The 21,310-nt window shown below is 34.8% G+C and carries 21 protein-coding genes; 11 read left to right on the top strand and 10 right to left on the bottom strand.

Annotated features, from left to right (window positions below; translation table 11 throughout):
* The first annotated feature begins 1 nt into the window (after window position 1).
* Together AYC65_RS06255 and AYC65_RS06250 are read left to right on the top strand one after the other, a co-directional pair.
* Window positions 2–451 carry a DUF3872 domain-containing protein gene (locus tag AYC65_RS06255; RefSeq protein WP_074229959.1) on the top strand — a complete coding sequence of 150 codons (450 nt, stop codon included), beginning with the start codon at window positions 2–4 and terminating at the stop codon, window positions 449–451.
* Window positions 452–560: 109 nt separating this feature from the next.
* Complete coding sequence (locus AYC65_RS06250) at window positions 561–848, top strand: molybdenum ABC transporter permease (RefSeq protein WP_074229958.1); 288 nt, start codon at window positions 561–563, stop codon at window positions 846–848.
* Window positions 849–932: 84 nt separating this feature from the next.
* On the opposite strand, the gene AYC65_RS06245 is transcribed toward AYC65_RS06250, so the two are convergent.
* On the bottom strand, window positions 933–2,966 hold the full coding sequence (locus AYC65_RS06245; protein WP_074229957.1) for an ATP-binding protein: 2,034 nt from the start codon (window positions 2,964–2,966) through the stop codon (window positions 933–935).
* Window positions 2,967–3,199: 233 nt separating this feature from the next.
* On the opposite strand from AYC65_RS06245, the gene AYC65_RS06240 reads away from it, so the two are divergent.
* From AYC65_RS06240 to AYC65_RS06230, 3 genes are all read left to right on the top strand, one after another.
* Window positions 3,200–3,511: a helix-turn-helix domain-containing protein gene (locus tag AYC65_RS06240; RefSeq protein ID WP_074230272.1), complete on the top strand. Its 312-nt coding sequence runs from the start codon at window positions 3,200–3,202 to the stop codon at window positions 3,509–3,511.
* Entirely contained in the window at window positions 3,492–3,791 is a 300-nt protein-coding gene (locus tag AYC65_RS06235) for a helix-turn-helix domain-containing protein (RefSeq protein WP_074229956.1), read from the top strand. Before AYC65_RS06240 ends, AYC65_RS06235 begins: the two co-directional genes overlap by 20 nt.
* Before the next feature lie 269 nt (window positions 3,792–4,060).
* On the top strand, window positions 4,061–4,450 hold the full coding sequence (locus AYC65_RS06230) for a response regulator transcription factor (RefSeq protein WP_074229955.1): 390 nt from the start codon (window positions 4,061–4,063) through the stop codon (window positions 4,448–4,450).
* Between the two features lie 14 nt (window positions 4,451–4,464).
* Here the strand turns inward: AYC65_RS06230 and AYC65_RS06225 are convergent, their stop codons facing one another.
* From AYC65_RS06225 to AYC65_RS06205, 5 genes are all read right to left on the bottom strand, one after another.
* Window positions 4,465–5,457 (bottom strand): hypothetical protein, encoded by a 993-nt coding sequence (locus AYC65_RS06225; protein ID WP_078674564.1) that lies wholly within the window; start codon window positions 5,455–5,457, stop codon window positions 4,465–4,467.
* A 307-nt stretch (window positions 5,458–5,764) separates the two neighbouring features.
* Window positions 5,765–6,247 (bottom strand): DUF1281 family ferredoxin-like fold protein, encoded by a 483-nt coding sequence (locus tag AYC65_RS06220; protein ID WP_074229953.1) that lies wholly within the window; start codon window positions 6,245–6,247, stop codon window positions 5,765–5,767.
* Between the two features lie 52 nt (window positions 6,248–6,299).
* The gene (locus AYC65_RS06215; protein ID WP_074229952.1) at window positions 6,300–7,373 is read right to left on the bottom strand and encodes a DUF932 domain-containing protein; all 1,074 of its coding nucleotides are present in this window, start codon (window positions 7,371–7,373) and stop codon (window positions 6,300–6,302) included.
* 42 nt (window positions 7,374–7,415) lie between these two features.
* Entirely contained in the window at window positions 7,416–7,781 is a 366-nt protein-coding gene (locus AYC65_RS06210) for a single-stranded DNA-binding protein (protein ID WP_074230271.1), read from the bottom strand.
* A 571-nt stretch (window positions 7,782–8,352) separates the two neighbouring features.
* Complete coding sequence (locus tag AYC65_RS06205) at window positions 8,353–9,603, bottom strand: site-specific integrase (protein ID WP_074229951.1); 1,251 nt, start codon at window positions 9,601–9,603, stop codon at window positions 8,353–8,355.
* 335 nt (window positions 9,604–9,938) lie between these two features.
* Here AYC65_RS06205 and AYC65_RS06200 point away from each other — a divergent pair, with 335 nt between their 5' ends.
* From AYC65_RS06200 to AYC65_RS06185, 4 genes are all read left to right on the top strand, one after another.
* Window positions 9,939–10,916, top strand: coding sequence for a sensor histidine kinase (locus AYC65_RS06200; RefSeq protein WP_236887508.1), 978 nt, complete (start codon window positions 9,939–9,941; stop codon window positions 10,914–10,916).
* A complete protein-coding gene (locus AYC65_RS06195) occupies window positions 10,906–11,586 on the top strand; it encodes a response regulator transcription factor (protein ID WP_034870206.1) in 681 nt (226 codons plus the stop codon). The genes AYC65_RS06200 and AYC65_RS06195 overlap by 11 nt, the downstream gene beginning before the upstream one ends.
* Window positions 11,587–11,681: 95 nt before the next feature.
* A complete protein-coding gene (locus AYC65_RS06190) occupies window positions 11,682–12,161 on the top strand; it encodes a DUF4822 domain-containing protein (RefSeq protein ID WP_034870205.1) in 480 nt (159 codons plus the stop codon).
* Window positions 12,162–12,245: 84 nt separating this feature from the next.
* On the top strand, window positions 12,246–12,806 hold the full coding sequence (locus tag AYC65_RS06185) for a TlpA family protein disulfide reductase (RefSeq protein WP_034870204.1): 561 nt from the start codon (window positions 12,246–12,248) through the stop codon (window positions 12,804–12,806).
* Window positions 12,807–12,880: 74 nt separating this feature from the next.
* Here the strand turns inward: AYC65_RS06185 and AYC65_RS06180 are convergent, their stop codons facing one another.
* A complete protein-coding gene (locus tag AYC65_RS06180; protein WP_052114712.1) occupies window positions 12,881–14,056 on the bottom strand; it encodes an MFS transporter in 1,176 nt (391 codons plus the stop codon).
* A 155-nt stretch (window positions 14,057–14,211) separates the two neighbouring features.
* Window positions 14,212–14,652, bottom strand: a complete 441-nt coding sequence (locus AYC65_RS06175; protein WP_034870202.1) for a hypothetical protein — start codon at window positions 14,650–14,652, stop codon at window positions 14,212–14,214.
* 165 nt (window positions 14,653–14,817) lie between these two features.
* Here AYC65_RS06175 and AYC65_RS06170 point away from each other — a divergent pair, with 165 nt between their 5' ends.
* On the top strand, window positions 14,818–16,233 hold the full coding sequence (locus tag AYC65_RS06170; RefSeq protein WP_034870201.1) for an amino acid permease: 1,416 nt from the start codon (window positions 14,818–14,820) through the stop codon (window positions 16,231–16,233).
* Between the two features lie 251 nt (window positions 16,234–16,484).
* On the opposite strand, the gene AYC65_RS06165 is transcribed toward AYC65_RS06170, so the two are convergent.
* Window positions 16,485–18,071: an ABC-F family ATP-binding cassette domain-containing protein gene (locus AYC65_RS06165; protein ID WP_034870200.1), complete on the bottom strand. Its 1,587-nt coding sequence runs from the start codon at window positions 18,069–18,071 to the stop codon at window positions 16,485–16,487.
* A 256-nt stretch (window positions 18,072–18,327) separates the two neighbouring features.
* On the opposite strand from AYC65_RS06165, the gene AYC65_RS06160 reads away from it, so the two are divergent.
* Entirely contained in the window at window positions 18,328–18,801 is a 474-nt protein-coding gene (locus AYC65_RS06160; RefSeq protein ID WP_034870199.1) for an META domain-containing protein, read from the top strand.
* A 49-nt stretch (window positions 18,802–18,850) separates the two neighbouring features.
* On the opposite strand, the gene AYC65_RS06155 is transcribed toward AYC65_RS06160, so the two are convergent.
* Window positions 18,851–21,256, bottom strand: a complete 2,406-nt coding sequence (locus tag AYC65_RS06155; RefSeq protein ID WP_059333776.1) for an alpha/beta hydrolase family protein — start codon at window positions 21,254–21,256, stop codon at window positions 18,851–18,853.
* Window positions 21,257–21,310 lie beyond the last annotated feature (54 nt).

The following is a 21,310-nucleotide window of genomic DNA, read 5'->3' as shown; positions in this document are numbered from 1 at the left end:
AATGATAACAATATTCAATAAATTCAGAATAGGATTATTGCCGGTATATCTAATGCTGGCAATCCTTACAGCTTCGGTTTCTTTGGTATCTTGCAGGAAAGATGACGACCTCGAAATACAGAACAATTTTCCTTTTGAGGTAAAAGTAATGCCGGTTCCGAAAGATGTTGCCAATGGACAAACGGTGGAAATACGTGTTACCATACAACGAACAGGAAATTACAGCAACACGCAATACTATCTCCGCTATTTTCAATTTGATGGGCAAGGTTCGCTACGTTATTATGATGAAACGCCATACTTGCCGAACGATTTGTATCTGTTACCAACAGAGCAATTCAGGTTGTATTACACATCTGCCTCTGCCGTTTCGCAATCTTTTGATGTGTGGATTTCGGATAGTTTTGGGAATGAAAAGCAACTGACTTTTCAGTTTAATAGCAGTGATTAACAGCATAGTAATTGAATGTAAAAACCGACTTTAAAGGTCGGTTTTTTGCTTTTTTACTTTTCGTAAATTATTTTTTTTCTTAAATTTAGATAACCTAATTTGAATTTTTATGGATGCGGTTACGGCTCAGTTAGTACTTGGTATTATTCCGCTTGTTATCGGAATAGGGCTTGTTTATTGGATAAGTCGCAGAAAATTTTACAGGCGTAATGCTGTTGGAGCCGAAGGGTTTTCCAGCTTTGAGGCATCAGTATTTACACGTTTTATAGAGCGTATTGGCAAATGGCTTGCCTATGCTTTGATTATTATCGGCATACTTTCTATTTGGTCGCATTGGCAAATGAAGAAAGAGAAAAAACAAACTGAGGTTAAAACGGAACAGCCTGTAGAGCGTTGATAATTATTCTCACTATAATTCTTTTAAAATCGGATAACGAAACGGTTACCCGATTTTTTTAATATAATTGTATTCGTTTCCATTTTACATCGCAACTCTTTTTAAAGAGGAACTCACTTTATTAAACTCAATATCTGCGAAGTCTTTCTCTGCCTTTTCTTGAACATCGATATCTTTAGTATTTAAAATTGCTGACATATACTTTAGCTTCCTTTTTACATTTTCTAACAAATCAGACCATTTCATAATCCATATTTCAATATTTTTATTTTCATTTCTGAAGTAGAAATAGGGGTTGTCTTCATTTCTTTGATTACCTTTTATTTGGAATTCAGCATCGGAATTTATTTTTGAGCTAATCAACAAAATTTTATAATGAATATTGGAGCTTGAGGCGTCAAGTTTTTCAATTTCTCTGGCATACTTCATTACTTGTTCTATTTCTTTAGGGCTTATTTTTACTTTGGGTGCTTTTAGTTCAACAACTAAAACTTCTCTTCTTTTAGCATCTAAAACTCTTTCATTATACATAAAAAGGTCAGTAATTGATTTTACTGGTTTTTCATCAATAACATTAATATTATCTCCATCTTTTGAGGGCTTAAACATTAAACAGTCTTGTCTTAATTGAGTTAAATTTTTTTCTAAATTCTTATCAGACAAAAGTTTAGTGCTTTCTGAATATTCTTCTCCAAAAACCCATAACATTTTTTCTAAAAATTTATGTAATTCTTTTCGCTCTTTTACATTTTTTGATATTTCGCTATATACCAATTTTTCGAGGAATTCAATATCTTCAATCTTTGAAGCAACTTTATCTGAAAACTCAACAATATTATCTAAATCGGTTTTTTCCAATAAATCGGAAAATTTAGATATCATTTTGTTATTTAATTTTAGAACACTTCGTAAAATGTTATTTAATTCTCCATTTGATATTGTTCTATCAATAAGGGGATAAATAATTTCTCTTAACTGATTATTGTCTTTTAAGATATGGTATTTATCTTCTACTAAATAGGCTAATTTATCAAACAGGATAACTTTTGATTTAGAGCTTGCCCTCTCTTTGTATGGATAAAAATCATCATTTTTAAGATTGTCGGAAAAATTGTCAAATTCAAAATTTCTGTCTTTAAAAAATGTGTTCAGTTTATCTTTAATAAATTCTCTTACTTTTCTCCAATCAGGGTCTAAGTCATCTAAATCTATATTTCTGTAAATGTCAGATGATAATGTAGAGGAAGACACATAAATAAACCATCCTCCAATTTTTGGGCTCAACCAACTTGCATCATATTCTAAACTTCCCGCTATAGTATTCAGACCCGCATTTTGCGCTGTTAAAAAGACTTTGATTTTATCCATTTTCTTAATTTGCATAAAGTCAAAAAGAACTTTATGTTCTTTACCTTTTGTGTCTGTATAAGTTTTAGCTATTTTAATCGGATTATCTATTACAAAATCAGTAGGATTTAAAGCTTTACCGTTTATGTGAAATGTAACTTCTTTATTAAAAATCTTTAAGGGGTATCTCTCAAAAATTGCATCTGAAAGATTGTCTTTAAGAAATTTGTCAATAATTTTCTTTTTTGGTTCATTTTCTGTGGTTGAATGTGGGTACAAACTGGAAATTGTTACCTTGTAAAAAGTATTATGATTATTTCCTTCTAAGATATTTTCTTTTGTAGCTAATTCAATTTCAGAAACATTGATGTTTTTCCCAAAACTATTGAATGATAACGGGATATATGTTTCAGTAAATGTCTTATCTTCTTGTGAATATCCAATAGTTTCAATTTCAATTTCTTGACCGATTTGAAAACTTGCAAATCTTCCAATTCCTTTACCACCATCTTTATTTGCCGTTCCAATGTCCAATAGTTTCCTTTCAATGTCAGACATATGAACTCCATTACCGTCATCTTTTACAGAGATTTTTTTGATTAAAAGAGGATGTATTTCAGTTTCTAAAGTATAGTCAATTTCAATCCAAATATTTTTACTCTTGGCTTGAATAGAGTTATTTAATAATTCGCAGAATGCAGCAAACGTACTGATATAATTAGCAAATAATTCATTGACTAATCTTGAATTTGTCGTAAGTTTTCTATTCATAGTTTCTTATTACGTATTGTTTTGTTACACTTGCAATTAATACCAACATATAAACAATGCCTATTTTGCATAATAATCAATAGGATTTATTTTCTCCAAATCTACAAAATTAATTCCTATCAAATTGCTGTTTCAAAGCCAAATACAGCCTTTCAAAGCCAACCAATACAATCTTTCCTAATCCCATAATAAGCCTCTATAAATTCGACTTCCAAAGAAAAATGAAGCAAGCTATGGAAGTTATCGCAATACAAAAATCTGCATTAGATAGAATAAACAATGAGTTAAAATCACTTTTGGAACTGACAGAAAATGCTACCACAAAATACATTCAGATTTTCAAAGCAGAAAAATGGCTCGATAACCAGGAAGTATGTCTGATGATGAACATTACCAAACGAACTTTACAGACTTATAAGGACAAAGGGCTATTGCCATATTCCAAATTAAACCGCAAAAACTATTACAAACTCTCGGATGTGCAGGCTTTGCTTGAAGCTCGACAATCTTACAATACCAACGAAAATGGATTTACTAACGAATGAAACCGAAGAAATAATTGCCCATCAGCAAATGATAATGCAGTTGAGAAGCTATATCGAAGTCATACTAAAAAATTATCGTCCTGTAATGAATGGCGAAATTTATCTCTCAGGCGATGATTTGTGCAGAATACTTCACATCAGCAAAAGAACCTTACAACAATATCGCGATGATAATATTTTACCATTTATACAAATTGGTGGCAAGATTATTTACAAGGAAAGTGATATTCTAACTGTCTTGGAACAGAACTATATAGCCAAAGGCAAACATTGTTTATAATAAATTTTCTTCTAGCTATGCTTCTATCAGAACGACTTTAGTATCTTTGCTATCTAAAATATAGAAATACTTAAAGTGTTTTTGCTTTAAGTCCCACATTGAAAACTGGTAATTTTTAAGACAACGGGACAAATAAGTAGGAACGCTCACGTGATAGGCGTGGGCGCTCGCTTATTCGTTGTCGGGTATACCAGTGCCTCAATGTCGGTAAGTGTAGTTGCCTGCGCTTTATTTTTTTGCAGGGCTACATCAACCTAAAAAGGTATGATATGAAAACTGGTACTGCACAACAAAAAACTTCCCTTGCCTTTATCAATGATAAAAGCCCGATTTTAGATTTGATTTGCAACGAACTTCTTTCTTCAGGAATAGAAATTCTGTTTCGGTCTGAAACTTTTCCAAATGCTTTAAATGAATTATCGGCATTAAAAAAACTTCCGCAAGTTTGCATTGTTGACCTCAATTTTTACGACAAAAATGTACTGGAGCAACTACAATATTTAACTTCACTTCATCCCACAATAAAACTGATTGCCCATAGCGATATTGATGCTGAAAAAGTAGCGAAAAGTCTTTTGGGTATTGGTTTTGTAAGCTATTTATTAATTGGCAGTGATGCAGATATTTTTAAAAAAGCTATTAAAAACGCCACCGAATGATGATTTTAAACAAATTAAATTTCATAGATAATACTGGTAATTTTATTATTTTCTAATACAAAATTCATCTGTTCAAATTTTTGAAAAGGTTGTTTTTCTAGTTCTGTAGAAGCAGGAAAATATTTCACGCCAATCATTACATAAGGCAATTTAAAACTCCACAATGACCTGATTTTAAAATCCTTACCGCTTAATTCTTGTTCGGAGGAACTAAGGTATTCTTTGAATTTTGGAATTCCTCTGGTTTCAAAAATAGTTTTCCAATGCTTGCGTACCTCGAAAATTATATCTTCATCAAGTTGCTTTACGATATTATCTTCATCAGAATTATTACACGCCTTTATAAATTCCCTGATAATTTTGCGGGGCAACTTTTGTATTTCTCTAATTTCTTTCTTTTTGTTTTCAAGGTAAAGAGTAAAATCATTTTCCACAACATCGGATATTTTATCAAATCCCCTCTGGAAAGCTTCTTGGCGAGATTTATAAAGTCTATCTGGCAAAATTTCTGCGCTTTTACTTTCATTGTTCGTTTTAAAATCATCTAACAACAAGAAACCTTTTTCATCGGTAGCTGTATTGATGCCATCTACAATATTGATATGGTAAAATTGCTCTTGGTCTTCAAACAAAACTTTAATTTTAGGATTGAAATCTTCCGCTTTGTTTATAGATGTTTTTATAAGATATTTCGTTTCGTTCAAAGGGTTTTCAATCCGTCTTCCCCAACCGTCAGTAGACAATTCAGACTGGTAACGGCTTATTTGAATTCTGATTTCCTTTCGTCCTCTTTCCAAATCTGTAGTAAATTCATAGCCCGGAAAACTACTGAGAATTGCTGTATCCAATTCCCATTCTTCATAATCGCTCGTAAAATTTATTTGATAGCTAAATTCATATTCCCGAATGTAAACAGGAAATTGAAACTGGTTTTCGATAATTTTCTGCTCCAATAAAGCAATATCGGATTTTCGGTTAACGGTTATTGAAATTTGAGTTTCTATCATTCTTTGAATTTGCGATTTTAATTATTTTGACAGATTTCAAATTTAATCAAATAGAAATATAGACAAAGCTTAATTGGCGATGTTCTTTTGCTTCTTTTCTTTGGTCGCTATGTGAAAAGAAAAGAAGTCAATCCAAAATTAAAGAATGGGATAACGAATATCCCACGCAAAAAACTCGCAACTGGTTTGATAAAATGGCGGAGCAAACATTTTCATCAAACGGGTTGCATCTTTATTGAATGCAAAAAGACATTTCCGACCAAAGGAAGGAAGTGTCTTTTTTGCTGAACCGATTTAATCGTAAATTTTAAATATTGCTCTTGGAAATTTTTCGGTCTAAAAGAGTTTCCAAAATTTCATAATCACTCTCATAAATTTCGCCTTCAAAATGATAATTGTCGGTTTCTTCGTCATAATGATAATTGGCAAAATCTTCATCTTCCAAATAAATATCTGTGACAATCCCGTCAGAAAATGTTGCCCTGCCATAGACCATATTGCCCAGTTCTTCATAATCCTGTATGAAATTTACTTTGTACTGTTTTGCTATCTTTTGAATAATTTCAAGATTAGGCGACCATTTTGTTTCATATTGAAAAACGCCTTCATCGCTTTCATTCCAATAAATATTGAAGAAATAACCGCCGTTTGTGTCGGGAACAAAATCGGGCAATTGCCCTTGTTTTTCTTTTTCTTCTTTGCTTTTCATCATTTGGAAAAGCTGCTGTATCTGTTCGATTGCTTCAGGTTTTCCCTCAAAAACAACCGTATTATTGCACCAATTTGCCATAACTTTTATTTTTAGTAGGCTACCACCGATTAAAGCGGTAGCCTGTTATTAATTAATTAAGATTTAAAATTTCCGCACCGTCTAAAGCAAATGCAGTACACAATTCAAATGCTTTCTGCGATTTTAGTTGGGCAGTTCCGCCCAATACAATACTCTGCAATTTGGCTTCATCGTTTTTGTAATTTCTTACATTCTGATAGTAGCCTGTAACAGCGTTGTACGCTCCGAACAATGTGCCTTTGGTTGTTTCCATTTGCTGTGTGTCGCTTATCATTGCATAGGCAAAAGCATCATCAACCGTATTTTTAAAGAGGGTTGAAATTTCATCTTCTGCACCTTTTTTAAGCAAATCAAAAGTTTCCTTGTTCGGACAAAGTGCCAATTGAATTAGCTTTTTTACTTCTTGGTCTGTTACCTTTACTTTTGCCCAATCGTTGAAAATGCGCTCTAATTGATTGCTTAATGTGTTTGCCAATCCCATAATCTTGTGGGCATTCTCGATACGCTGTTTTGCTCCCGATGTGTGTTTGATGCGGACTACATTGGTCATATTTCGCAATGAAGCATTTAAGGTATTTTGACAAACAATACGGATAGGTGTAAATGCGGCTGTAATGCTTCCGCTACCATCGTGCGAAGTGGTTAGAAAAATATACTTTTCCGTAACATCATCGCCATTGCCAACACGAATATAATCGGGTAATTTAGCTGTAATAAAAATACGTTCTCCGTTGCCCAATGCGCCTGCGGTTTCGTACAGAATACCTTCGCCACCGCCTACAATAGCATCAAAGAAATTAAAAGCTTCACGGTTTTGTACAATGTGATAATCTTTACCAACTACACCCAAAACGGCATTGTTATCGGTTCGTATGTTGGCAAAATAATTAGGTACTTCCAATTCGCTACTGCCTATTTCGATACCGCTTGCAGTTTCGATAATGCCCGAATTTTTAGTGAAAATTGGGGATTTTACGACTTCATAGTCTAATCCAGCGTATTTAATCGCTTCTTCACTGGTTGGGAATTGCTCCACGATTTGCCCTAAACCGTGCCACGCTTTTTGCTGAACGCTAAAAAATGAATAACGTCCTGTTCTCTCGTTGAAATTAATGTTGTGTGCCATTTTGATAAAATTTTGATGTTAAAAAATGATTTGTATACTTGATTAAAATGGAAGGTCATCCGTTTTTCCTTCTCCAGTAACTTGCACGGTTTCGGTTTTCCTGCCACCTCCGTGCAGTTTGATTTGCGAGGTATGAAAGTTTAACCCAGAATGCGCTTCTCCGTCTTTTCCTATCCACGCTCTTGTGCTTACTCTGCCTGTGAGTTCAACCAATTTACCCTTGGTGAGTAGTGTGGCTACCTTTGCAGAAATCCAATAAGCGCAATCGAAATAGGTTGTTTGTTCTATGCGGTCGCCTTGCTTGTTTTTGTAGCTTTCGTTGGTTGCTACAGAAAAATTCACTACCTGTTTTTCATTTGACAATGTGCGTACTTCCGCATCTTTTGTCAGTCTTCCAATGATGTTCATAACCATAATTTTTAAAAAGTTGTACATTTTTGTTAGGTTCACTTTTCTCGTTTCCTGCAATCGTAGTGGTTTGTTTCGCTTCGCTTCTCAAATAATTTTTCCAAAAGAAAAACCGGAAAAAAGAAAGCAGATAATCTTAGCGGGCTAAGCGAAAAACCAAAAGGAAACGGAATAAGTCCCGAAGGGTGGCAAGGCAACACACTACCACTCGGCGAAGCCATCATTTTGCCTTGCCATTATGCCGTAGTCTTTTGGTTGGACAGGGGCGGTGGCAGCCCGCTATACCTTAGCTGCCTTTTTACCGGTTGCTTATGGAAAATCATTTTCTAATAATTTTTTTTTGGAACTAAATACAGGCTAAGAAAGCCTGCGACAGGGAATTGAAAAATGAAATCGACGAGGGGATGAGAAAGGGAATTGCATTTTTCAATTTTCTGTTTCAAAAGAAGCAGAAAGCTCTTTTACAGCGTTGGGATATGCAGAGGAGAGTAAATGTGCTTTTGCTTTTAAAATTAAAGCCCAAAAAAAAGCAGAACCGTTAAGTTCTGCCTAATGATAAAATAAAAATGGTTTAAATAGTTGTTGAAAAAGCTTCTTCCATAGCAAGAAATTTAGGCGCAACCAAATCCATATCCTTGCTAATTTTTTGGCTTGTGATTTTGGCATAAATCTGTGTAGTAGCAATATTTTTATGCCCCATCATTTTACTAAGACTTTCCAAAGGCACACCTTCGGTCAAAAACATTGTTCCAAATGTATGTCTCGCAGTATGAAAGGTAACTTTCTGTTCAGTAATAATCTCGGCATCTTCCATTAATATTTTAATGTGATTATTGCAAGTTGTATTGCCAGGAACCGGAAAAATAAATTCATTGCGTGAGGTGCCTTGGTATTTTTCAATTATTCGTTTTGGAATATCCATTAAGCGAACATTGGATGCAACATCAGACTTCTTTCTTCTGCTGATAATCCATTGATGACCATCAAAAAAAGATTGGATATTTCTAACGGTCAGTTTTTTAATATCTACATACGATAACCCTGTAAAACAACTGAAAATAAACAAATCTTTTACCAGCTCATATCGAGGATGCGATGGTTTGCACTTCATTAATTTTTCAACATTCTCTTTCAGAAGATAACCTCTATCGGTTTCTTCCATACTGATTTCGTAATCCTCAAAAGGACTGTTACGTATCAAACCTTTTTTCATCGCCAGTTCAATTAAGCTTAAAACTGGCATCGTGTAAACCCAAACCGTGTTGTGGCTACATTGTTTATCATATCGAAGATAAAAATCAAATTCTCTGATAAAGTCGCCAGTTAACTCACGGAAAGCCATATCGTCTCTATGAAATCGTTGGCTTATGAAATCTGAAAGGTGAGTATAAACAATATTGTATTTGTAGTAGGTGCTTTCTGCACGTTCTCCCTTATCGACTAAATTTTTAAATTCTGAATTCTGTTCGTTAAAAACTTTTAAAATGGCATCATTCATTACGCCGACACCTAAAAATGACAGTTTCACTTTTTGTGATGTAGCAAAACCTTCGTGTTTCAGCATATCTTCATAAATCTTGTCGATGCGCCCACGAATGTTATCCAACTTTTGATTGATGTTTAAAGCAACTGAACTTTTTCCCTCAACTCTCCCAAATTTCAAATTCCAATTATTTGGATTGATTTCTAGCTTTGTTCCCAAAGTTTTAGCTGTTCCGTCAATGGTAATACGTGCCATAATGGGGGCATTTCCATTCTTTTTCAGTTCATTCTTTTTCAAATAGAAAAGTAGTTTGAACGTTGACTTTTTTGTCTGTTCCATAACTCAAATGTTTAATGATTAAAATTAAATTACATTGAGTTACAAGGGATTATGAAAACAAATGCAAAACACTGAATTATAATCAGTTACCACAAAATTACAAGCTATCAACAAGTAACGAATTAGTAACCAAACCTTGTCATTTCAAGTCCAAAACCGGTAAGACAGAGCATTCCATTCTTAGACTATAATTTTACAAATCACTGTATAGCAACGGTCTTAATCGTTTTTCTTACTTTTGCTTATTATTAATCTTTTTTTTAGAAAATAAAGAAACCATTAAACCTTATTTTTCCCATTATGTAGACAGTGTAGCCTCCAGAAGTAATCTGCAAGTGGCCATATCCCATCAGTTCAGAAATGTATTAAGCACAACTGACAACAGATATATTTTAGATTCAACCGTCACTATTTATGAAACCAAAAGACCAATTACAAAAGTTGGAAGAAGATACGGCGGTGAATGGGAAACATCAAATGAAAACAGGGATGACAAAACAAACAAACTGAATAACTTCTATTCGTTTAAAGTAAAAACCTACTACAATATTCAAATACTTAATATCAAATCCATTGTATTCAGAGACCTTACTATTCTTATCATTTCTTGTATACTTATACTTGCGGCTGTTCTATGGCTATTTACACGGACTATTAAGAACTTAATTTCACAACAAAAACAGGTTGAAATTCTGCATACTGTGGTAGATAATATTGCTCATGAATTTAAAACCCCTATTGCAACTCTAAAAATTGCTGCAAAATCTCTAAGAAAGGACTGGAATCAGGAGAATCTCCCATTGATGGAAAGACAAATTAGCAGGTTGGAAAATCTGATGCATCAATTACAGGATAATAATGATGAGGAAAATACGGAAGTATATTATGATGACTGGAATAATTATATTGAAGATCTGCAATTTGCTAATCCCAAAGTAGACTTTGTGTTGCATAACACTACACCAAACACACTTCCGTTTAACAGAACGGCTATGGAAACACTTATAAAAAACCTTTGTGAAAACAGTGCCAAATATGGAGCAACAAGAGTTGAAATTGATCTGAGGGCTATACAGAATACACTGGATATAAAGATAACAGACAATGGCAATGGTATTCCTAAAAAGGAACAGCAGCGGATATTTGAAAAGTTTTACAGAATACAGTCCGACAATATTCATAATACAAAAGGACTGGGATTGGGGCTTTTCCTTGTGAAGGATATAGTTAACGGGTATAACGGAAGTATTGAGCTAGTAAGTGAAACTGGCAAAGGGACAACATTTAAAATCGCATTGCCTTATGAAAACTAAGATACTTTTAGCCGAAGACGATTTCGATTTTGGATTGATCCTGAAGCAATATCTGGAACTGAGTGATTTTGAAGTATTCTGGTACCAGAACCCGGAGGACATAATGGAACTTCTGAAAAGTGAATTTCCTTTTCATATTGGTATCTTAGATATTATGATGCCTAATATTGACGGGTTCTCTCTTGCAAAAGCTATTATAAAGGAAAAATCTGATTTTCCACTGTTATTTCTAACCGCTAAAAACCAGAAAATAGACCGGATTACAGGTTTGAAACTGGGAGCAGACGATTATCTGTCCAAACCTTGTGATCCCGAAGAACTTATCCTGAGAATACAAAATATTCTGAAGAGAACACAGCCTTCTACTCCTCTATCAGTAATCAATATAGGTGATTACACCCTGCACTCTGATAAATTATTACTTAGCCACCCTAAAGAAGAGATTCGCCTTACCCAACGCGAGCTGGATTTACTCCTGTTTCTGCTGCAACACAATAATCAGACAATCAAACGGGAAATTATTCTGGATAAACTATGGGAAACGAACGATTACTTTACAGGAAGAAGTCTGGATGTATTTATCAGCAGACTCCGTAAATATTTTCAGTTCGACGAAGGTATCAAGATTCAGTCACTTCGTGGAATAGGATTTCAGGTAGACTTTCCTTAAAAGCATTTGTTATAATTTATACAACAACTACAAGTATATATACAATAACCGCTGGCCCATTATAAAATATTTTTGCTGCAATTAATATTTTGATAATGAAAAACAGAAAATTACTCTCAGCATTGGCTTTATTACTATTAGCCATATTCTCTATCTCTTGTTCCAGCGACAATAACGACAGAGAACCAGATCTTACACCAAGTCAGACACTGGCTTCTACTCCATGGTTAACCACAAATTCTAAAAATGCTGCCGGTGCCAATGTAGATCTTAAAGATCCAAATGTAGTAAACTTTGTAGGCTATGCATACTTCAAAGCAGATGGCACATTTACGATGTATAATCTGGACGATTCTCCTAAAATGCACGGAGACTGGTCTGTTAGTGCCGACGGAAAAACAAGAACCATTGTAGCTAAAAATGATAAAGGTGAAACTCTATTCACCCGTGTTGTAGATGTTACTGTTTTAACGAGAGCAGAATTTACTTACAGAGTATACCCGAATACTAATGACAAGTCTGTGTATTACGACATCATCCATACACCAACAACTCATAAGGAACCTGGAAAATAGTATTTAATTTTAGAATATAATCTGTTAGGCTGCTTTGTTAGGCAGTCTTTTTTATGCTTTTAAAATGCTTATCTTTACCCTATTATGAAGCGTTTTATCAATATTATTCTTGTCATTTTTGTTCTCGGTATTATCTTCGTTCCGGGAGTAAAAGTTTTTGTACAAAGTACACTTATGAAAATTGGTCTTTTTAGTCCTAAATTCAATAACAAACCTAAAGAAGCCACTACAGCAGCTTACACAATGCAGCTCAAAGATGAAAAAGGAGCAAATGTTAGCCTTGAAGACCTGAAGGGTAAAGTTGTTTTTATAAACTTCTGGGCGACATGGTGTCCGCCATGTATCGCTGAAATGCCAACAATACAGTCTCTGTATGAAAATTTCAAAAATGATGATAAGGTTAAGTTTGTTATTCTGGAAGTAGAAGGCAATCAGGAAAAAGCCAAAAAGCTATTTAGTGACAAAAGACTTACTCTTCCTGTAGCATTCCCCAATGGATCTATACCTCGCGAATTTTACAAAGGAACTCTACCTACTACAGTGATTTTGGATAAAAATGGCGCTATTGCATTTCAATCTGAAGGCATTACCAATTATGCAGATCAGAAAATGGTTGATTTTATCAAGCAGCAAAAGCAAAAATAATAGTTAGCTGATATCGGTATAAACAAAGGCACAATAGAAATTATTGTGCCTTTGTGTTAGTCTTATGATATAGATTAATGAGCTGCTTTAACCTTACCCGGAAGAAGCCAGTTTACAACAAAGTACATCGCAATAGCAGCTAACGCTAAAACAGCTCCCGATCCGATCCATAGTGTATTAAAACCTAAGTCACTTGCTACACTGGTTCCCAGTAAGGGAGTAATAATAAATGAAATAGAGAACGTCATACCATTAAGTCCCATATAGGCTCCCTGATTAGTTTTCCCGGACCGTAATGCCGTAATGGTAGACATAAACGGGAGTACTAATATTTCGCCTACACTCAGTAAAGAAATAGATAATAAAAGCAGTGCAATATGGTGGTTAATTGCTAACATAGCATAAGCTACTGCACACAGCAGAATTCCATAAAGAAGAGTTTTAGCAATGGTAAGATATTTATCAGCAAAGTTTACAACCAACATCTCCAATACCACAATAATAAACCCACTATAGCCAAGGATATACCCTATACTCTTTTGGTCTAGATGTGCTACTTCTTTATAGAAAATAGGAATCGTATTGAAAAACTGGAAGAAGCATACTGAAAATATAGCACACAGCAGACAGTATACCAAAAACGGAGAATCTCTATATGGGGAACGTTCTTTTTCCAAAGTCTCTTTAACTATAGGTTTCTCTTTCATTTTCTTCTGATAGATCTTATGTCTTTTTCTAAAAAATCTCACATAAAATATTCCTGCCATAACTGCCCCTACTGCATTGGTAATGAAAAGCAGTTCATAAGAAAATGAAGACAAAATCCCCCCTAAAGCAGGACCAATAGAAAACCCAAGATTAATCGCCATTCGGTTAAGAGAGAAGGCTCTGGTAAGATTTTCCGGCCTTGCATATTTGGTTATTGCTACAGAGTTAGCCGGACGAAATGATTCGCTGATAATACTTTGCACCAGAATAATTAATGCCATCCCTTCTACTGAAGTAAAAATAGGGATTAGCAAAAATAGAGGAGCACTGAGAAATAAACTGGTAGACTGTACCCTGTATTCTCCAAACTTATCGGTAATATAACCTCCCAACCAGGAACCTATAACAGATCCTACACCATAAAAACTCAGTACAATCCCCGATTCTTTAATACTGAATTCTAACTGATCCGTCATGTACACACCCAGGAAAGGCAGTACCATTGATCCGGACCTGTTAATAAGCATTACGATAGAAAGCATCCAAGCTTCCTTTGACAATCCCTTGAAAGAATCGGCATAAATACGGAGTAAACCCACAGTAGTATGATTTTAGTGTTATTCGGAAAAATTTAGGAATACCCAAATGTACGAATTAAAGGGCATTTACAGAGAATGTTAATCATTAATAATATCAATTAGCCAATCGATAGAATCTTCTGATTTTTACCATTGAGCTCAAATTCTTCTCCTGCTTTCTTCTTCAGCATAGATTGTACCAGCGGAGCATTTGCAGAAACCGCTATAATTGCTTTTCCATTAACATTAAGTTTCCCCAGACTTTCCGAGATATAAAAATTCCCCATAGAAGTCTCTACATAAGCTCCTAACCCCACAACAGCAGAAGCTTTTGTATTAATATTCTGTAAAACGTCTAGCTGATTATTTACTTCTGATTGTTGGGACAAAAGCCTGTTGATTTCCTGTTGTAACATTTCCCGGGAAGTTTCATATTTATCTCCCATACTGCTCTTTGTATCATTATTGGAAGCCCGTGTAGATACAATCATTTCTTCAAGATTCTTTACTTTTTCCTGTGCTAGTGTTTTCACTTGTTCCAACAAATATTCTTTATCCATATTACTATTACTCCGTTATTTACACCCGAAAAAATTAAATCATTCCGGAATTTCTTATTTTTCTTCTATTATTTCAGCAAAAATATAATCAAAATGTGATTTAATATAATTAAAATGCTATTTTTAAGCCTGAAAAATAATAATAAACTTGTAAAAAATTAAACGTTGGAGAATTCAGACAAGAAAGAATTAAAACGCGGTTTACAAAATCGTCACATTCAGCTTATTGCTTTAGGCGGAGCAATTGGTACCGGGCTATTCCTGGGTATAGGTCCTGCAGCTGTATTGGCAGGTCCTTCTGTAATTTTAGGTTATGCAATGGCAGGTTTCATTGCTTTTTTTATAATGCGTCAATTGGGTGAAATGGTTGTCCAGGAACCTGTTTCAGGTAGCTTCAGCCATTTTGCATACAAATATTGGGGCCCTTTTGCCGGATTTGCTTCTGGCTGGAATTACTGGATGTTGTATATCTTGGTAAGTATGTCTGAGCTTACCGCAATAGGAGTTTATGTACAATTCTGGTGGCCTGAAATTCCGTTGTGGGTGTCCAGTTTATTTTTCTTCTTTGTAATTAATGCACTAAATCTGGCTTCTGTAAAAGTATATGGAGAGGCTGAGTTTTGGTTTTCTATTATAAAAGTTGTAGCTATTATTGCTATGATCTTATTCGGTAGTTATCTGCTTATTAGTGGTACCGGCGGGGAAAATGCAACGATAAGCAACCTGTGGAATAACGGAGGCTTCTTCCCTAAAGGCTGGATCAGTACTTCTTCTGGCGGTAGTTTTCAAGGGTTATTAGCTGCTATGGCGCTTATTATGTTTTCCTTTGGTGGATTAGAACTTGTAGGGATAACAGCTGCTGAAGCAGAAAATCCTGAAAAGAATATACCTAAGGCAACTAATCAGGTAATCTACAGAATTCTTATTTTCTATGTAGGAGCATTGATTATCCTATTCTCACTATCTCCATGGGCCAATATTACAGAAGGAAGCAGCCCATTTGTTATGGTTTTCGAGAGATTAAAAGGCTTCCAGTTTAACTTATTCGGGCATACTGTGTATTTCACAAGTCTTATTGCAAATGTTCTGAATATTATTGTTCTAACGGCTGCATTGTCAGTATACAACAGTAGTGTATACAGTAACAGTCGTATGCTATTCGGACTTGCAGAACAAGGTAACGCTCCTAAATTCTTATCAAAACTGAATAAAAACCATGTTCCGGTAATGGCAATATTAGTTTCTGCAGTATTCGCTGCAATCTGTATTGTTATTAACAAGATTATTCCGGAAAAAGCTCTTAGTATACTGATGTCTCTTGTAGTATCATCTCTGGTTATCAACTGGATTATGATCAGCTTTACACATTTTAAATTCAAGCAGGCGCATAAAGGACAAAAGACAAAATTCCCTTCTTTTCTGTACCCGGCAACTAATTATATATGCTTAATATTCCTTTTCGGAATCTTAGTCATTATGTGGTTTACAGGGTTAAAAATTTCTGTGGAGCTAATTCCGATATGGGTAGCATTTTTATACATCTGCTACCTTCTGGTAAAGCAAAGTAAAAAAATGAAGTAGATCTTATAGATATATTAAAAAAATCCGAAAGAGTTTCTTTCGGATTTTTTATGCCATAAATCTCATATACATATGCTAATTAACTATATCAGATAAAACTATAACTACACAAATAAGGTGATATCCTTTCACTTAATAAAGCACGTATGGCTCCATTAGCAAAGTTCCAGGCTGTAACAGAATAAGCGTTTTATAAAAATCTTTAATAAGTTATCCTTGTCAGAGTCAAAACCCTGACAAGGATTTTTCTTTTATAATACAATTCTGGTCTCAATATTTATCTCTTCAGAAAAGACATCATCATGTGAAATTACCAATAGCGTTCCTTTGTAATCTCTAATAGCATTGGTAAGAATCTCGATATTCTGAATGTCAAGATTATTGGTAGGCTCATCCAGAATAATAATATCCGGAGCTTTTCCTGCAATTGACAAACATGCAAGCAATAGCCTCATCCTTTCACCGCCACTCAGTACACTACAAGATTTATCCCATGTCTCTTTCCCAAACAAAAAGCGATTGAGTATTGTTTTTACTTCGTGTTCAGGTAAAGGAAGCAGGTTAAATGATTCTGCCTGTTGAATTACATTCAACGAATGATCAATCATAGAATAATCCTGATCGATATATACAGAATAAAAATCTGCCCTTTCTATAATACCTTCAGAAGATTTCAGCTGTCCTAAAAGAACTTTAATCAATGTTGTTTTTCCCGATCCGTTTTCTCCACTTATCAGAATCCTTTCTCCACTGGTAACAACAATATCCAAAGGTTTTTTCCAAATATTCCTATCCTGGTAGGCAAAGTTTATATGCTCTCCTTTTACCAGTATTTTACCACGGTGAAGGCTAGTCTGATCAAATCCTAATTTCATTTGATCTGTAAGTGGAGCTTCTCTTCTTAGCTGCTGAAGCTCCTGACTAAGACCGTCTATTTTATCAGAATGGGTGTCTCTTATTTTAGCTGTACTGTTTTCAGCATTGTTCCGCAGAGTATTCATCATGATTTTAGCTACACCTGCTTTTTCCTGTTTCTTCTTTCCCTTTGCATCAAGCTTTTGCTGGCGTTCCAGAGTTTCTCGTTCAGTAGCTTTGGCTTTTTTCAGTGCGTTTTCAGTATTCTTAATACTATTCTGTAATGCATTTTGCTGTATCTGTTTTTGCTCTTTATAAAAATCATAGTTACCACCATAAAGCACCATTTCTTTACGGTTTAGTTCTGCTGTTTTAGGCAATAAGTTTAACAAGGTTCTGTCATGGCTAACGACCAGAAGGGTTTTATTTGTATTCTCAATAAATTCATATAACTGCTCCCTGCTCTTTCTATCCAGATGATTGGTAGGTTCATCCATCAGTATAATATCTGGCTGATGGACTTCTATACCGGCAATCAGAACTTTTGTCTTCTGACCGCCACTTAGCCGATTCATCGGCTCCTCTGCTCTAAAGTCTAACAAGCCCCATGCTTCCATCGCTTGTTTTATTCTTTCTTCCAGATCCCAGTCGTCATCAAGAACTGTCATATTCTCTTCGGTAACCGTTCCTTCCAGAATCTCTCTTAAAGCTGAAAGCTTTTTCTTCACTCCCAAAGCACTTGCTATATTCTGTGTATCGAATTGTTCCAGGATTTGTGGCAGATAATAAACAGACCCTTCTGTTCTTATATCTCCTGCAGCAGGTATTAATAATCCGGAGATTAGTTTTAATAATGTAGATTTACCGGAACCATTATTTCCGACAATTGCAATCTTTTCGCCTTTATTAACTATAAAATTAAGCTTCTCAAAAAGAATCTCCTTATCAGGGTGCTGATAAGTGATATTTTGTAACGTAAGCATTATTTCTTTCTTTAAAAAAATGAATAAATAGAAATTAACCCTGACATCAGGATTAAATAATTACGGAAAGAAATCGAATTCTACATGCTTACTATCTGAATTTTGAATGATACTACAAATGTAGTAAAATATTTATAATCAGATCAATGATCGTTTCAGTAAAATAAATTATGAAGAAAACAGATTATTTTCCAACCTATTTATAAAAAAAAGTATCTTAGTAAATAATAAACATAAAATTTTTTAAAAATAAATTATGAAAAAACATCTTACACTTATTGCTGCAGGAATATTACTATTTGCAAACTCCTGTAATACTGTTCAGAATACGAACAACAATAATAACACATCACAACAAAATACAATGCCCGAAAATACAGTTCTTGGAAAAAAATGGAAATTAATTGAGCTAAACGGTAAACCTGTAGCCGATAAAGTGAACGGAAAAGAACCTTATCTGAAACTTCTAAAGCAGGATAAAGAGTATAGATATGAAGCATCGGGTGGCTGTAATGGTATCGGTGGAAATCTTAAGCTAACCGGCTTTAGAGTTCAGTTTGCTCAGGGAATGTCTACTATGATGGCTTGTGAAGATATGAGTATCGAACAAGGCTTGAGTAAAGCCTTAATAGCTGCTGATAATTATACAGTGAGCAAAGAAGGAGATGTATTGTCTATTAACAAGGCTCGTATGGCTCCGTTAGCAAGATTCCGCGCTGTAGCAGAGTAAGCGATTTCAAACATATAAAAATAAAAGCTCCCATTTGGGAGCTTTTTGCTTATTTACCTTTCAGGCATTTTTCTAAGAAGATATCCTGCTCATAAAGCAAGTGAAGAATATTTTCTTTTGCTACATAACCATGTGCTTCTTTAGGTAGTAATACCATTTTTACAGGAGCACCAAGGTTCTTAAGTGCCTGGAAATAACGTTCCGTTTGTACAGTGAATGTTCCCTGGTTATTGTCTGCCTCACCATGTACCAATAACAATGGTGTTTTCATTTTATCAGCATTCATGAAAGGTGACATTTTCGTATACACATCCGGTACATCCCAATAATTTCTTTGCTCGCTCTGGAAACCAAACGGAGTAAGTGTTCTGTTATATGCACCGCTTCTCGCAATACCACAAGCAAAAAGATTAGAATGTGTTAAAAGATTAGCCGTCATAAATGCACCATAAGAGTGTCCGCCTACAGCTACTTTTTTACGGTCTATATAACCTAGTTTGTCTACAGCATCAATAGCCGCCTGAGCATCTGCTACTAACTGTGGAATAAAGGTATCGTTAGGCTCCGTTTTTCCTTCACCAATAATAGGAAAAGATGCATCATCCAATACTGCATATCCTTTAGAAACCCAGTAGATGAAAGATCCATAACTAGGGAAAGTGAAAGTATTTGCATTTTTAGTACTCATTCCTGCTGTTGCCTTGTCTTTATATTCAGCCGGATAAGCCCAGATTAGCAACGGAAGTTTTTCTTTTTTAGATTTCATATCATAACCTGCCGGAAGATATAAATTCCCTGTAAGAGTAACGCCGTCATTACGTTTATAGGTAATAACTTCTTTATGCACACCTTTCAAACCTTCAAAAGGGTTCTGGAAGTTTGTTACAGGAGTGCTTTTATTGGTCTTAAAGTTTTTAATAAAGTAATTAGGATAGTCTGTACTGGATTCATCCATTACCAGAATATCACCTTTTTTAGGATCTAAAACATCCAGAATCCTCTCTTTTACAGTTGTAGATTTAGATGTATAAAGTCTGTTTGTTTTAAATGTTTTCAGATCCATTTCATTGATGAAAGGAAATTGCCCTTCTTTGGTAAAGCCATCTCCTATCCAATATGTTTTTCCGTCTTTAATTTCTACAACGTTTCTGCCATATTGATTTCGTTCGGAAACAAGATTCCCCGGATTGCTATATACATCCTGGAAATTTCTGTCTATAATAAGTTTAGAATCTCCTGTTTTTGGATTAATCCAGCTGGTTTTGGTACTTCTGGTATCATACCATCCTTCGGAAACAAATGCATTATCTGCATTCCCCCAATCTATATCAGAAAATCTTTCTTTAGTTTTATATAATGCTTTAGCTTCTGCATTAAAAGGAGCATCCCATGTATAGATCTGGTCTCTGTATTCTGCTTTCTTCGACTGATCTCCGCCATCCAATGCTTCAACATAATATAAAGTAGCAGGCATGTCGCTTCTCCATGCTATACTTCTTTTACCTGTTCTTACAGAAGAGAATCCCTTAGGCATAATCTCATTTAAAGGCATTTCGTTCACTACCTTTACCTGCTGACCAGTCTTATCAAAAACTACAGTTTCAGAAGGGAAACGATTTAATGGGACGATATATGAAAACGGTTTTTTAATCGAGGAAATCATAATATAGTTACCATCTGGCGAAAATGTCTTTGAAGCATACATTCCGCTTTTTGCAAATCCGGATACATTACCATTCAAATCTACTTTGGCTAATTCAGAAGTTGCAAGATTTTCAAAATTAGTTTCATCTTTTGGTGTTTTTAACAAATCCTGGAATGTTGCATTCTGTGATACTTTTCCGGTACTGGTTGCTACGGTTGGCCCTGTTGGAATATCATTTTTATCACTCAATAATGCAGGTCTGTTTGCTGGCAAAACATTAATTAAAAATGATTTTGAATCTTTGAACCAGGTAAAAGGAGAACCTAAATTTGCATTCAGATTGTCAGAAGTAATTTTTTTTGCTGTTGCCGTTGCCAAATCCACTACCCAAAGTTCAACACCTTTTGAAGTTGTATTTGTAAATGCCAAAGATTTCTCGTCTGGTGAAAATGAAAAATAAGCAAGGCTTGCATTCTGAGGAAGCCCCTTAACCTGAACTTCAGATTTTCCTTTCAGATTCTTTATTTTCAGATTATCAATATATGTCAGTGTACTCGAGATATTAGTCAACGGATTTATTCTCAATCCCGCCAGCTTCACATCTTCCTCATAAAGATCCTTCAGATTCTTATAAGTTGGACGATAGGTAAATACCATCCATTCTTTTTTGCTGTCCATCAATACAGATGGTGGTCTTGTGTAATCTGCCAGCTTAAGAATTTCGGCAGAAGGTTTCTGATAGCTGGTACTTTCCTGAGCGTAGCTAAAACTCATTGCTGCTATTAAAAGCATTGTAAACTTTCTCTTCATATTAACATATTAACTTATAATTACGAAATTATGAATTAATAATTAGTTTACCCA

The sequence above is a fragment of the Elizabethkingia bruuniana genome (genome assembly GCF_002024805.1).
In the GTDB taxonomy this organism is placed as follows: Bacteria; Bacteroidota; Bacteroidia; order Flavobacteriales; family Weeksellaceae; genus Elizabethkingia; species Elizabethkingia bruuniana.
The sequence above is the reverse complement of the archived record's forward strand: the minus strand, read 5'-3'. Positions and strand labels throughout refer to the sequence as shown.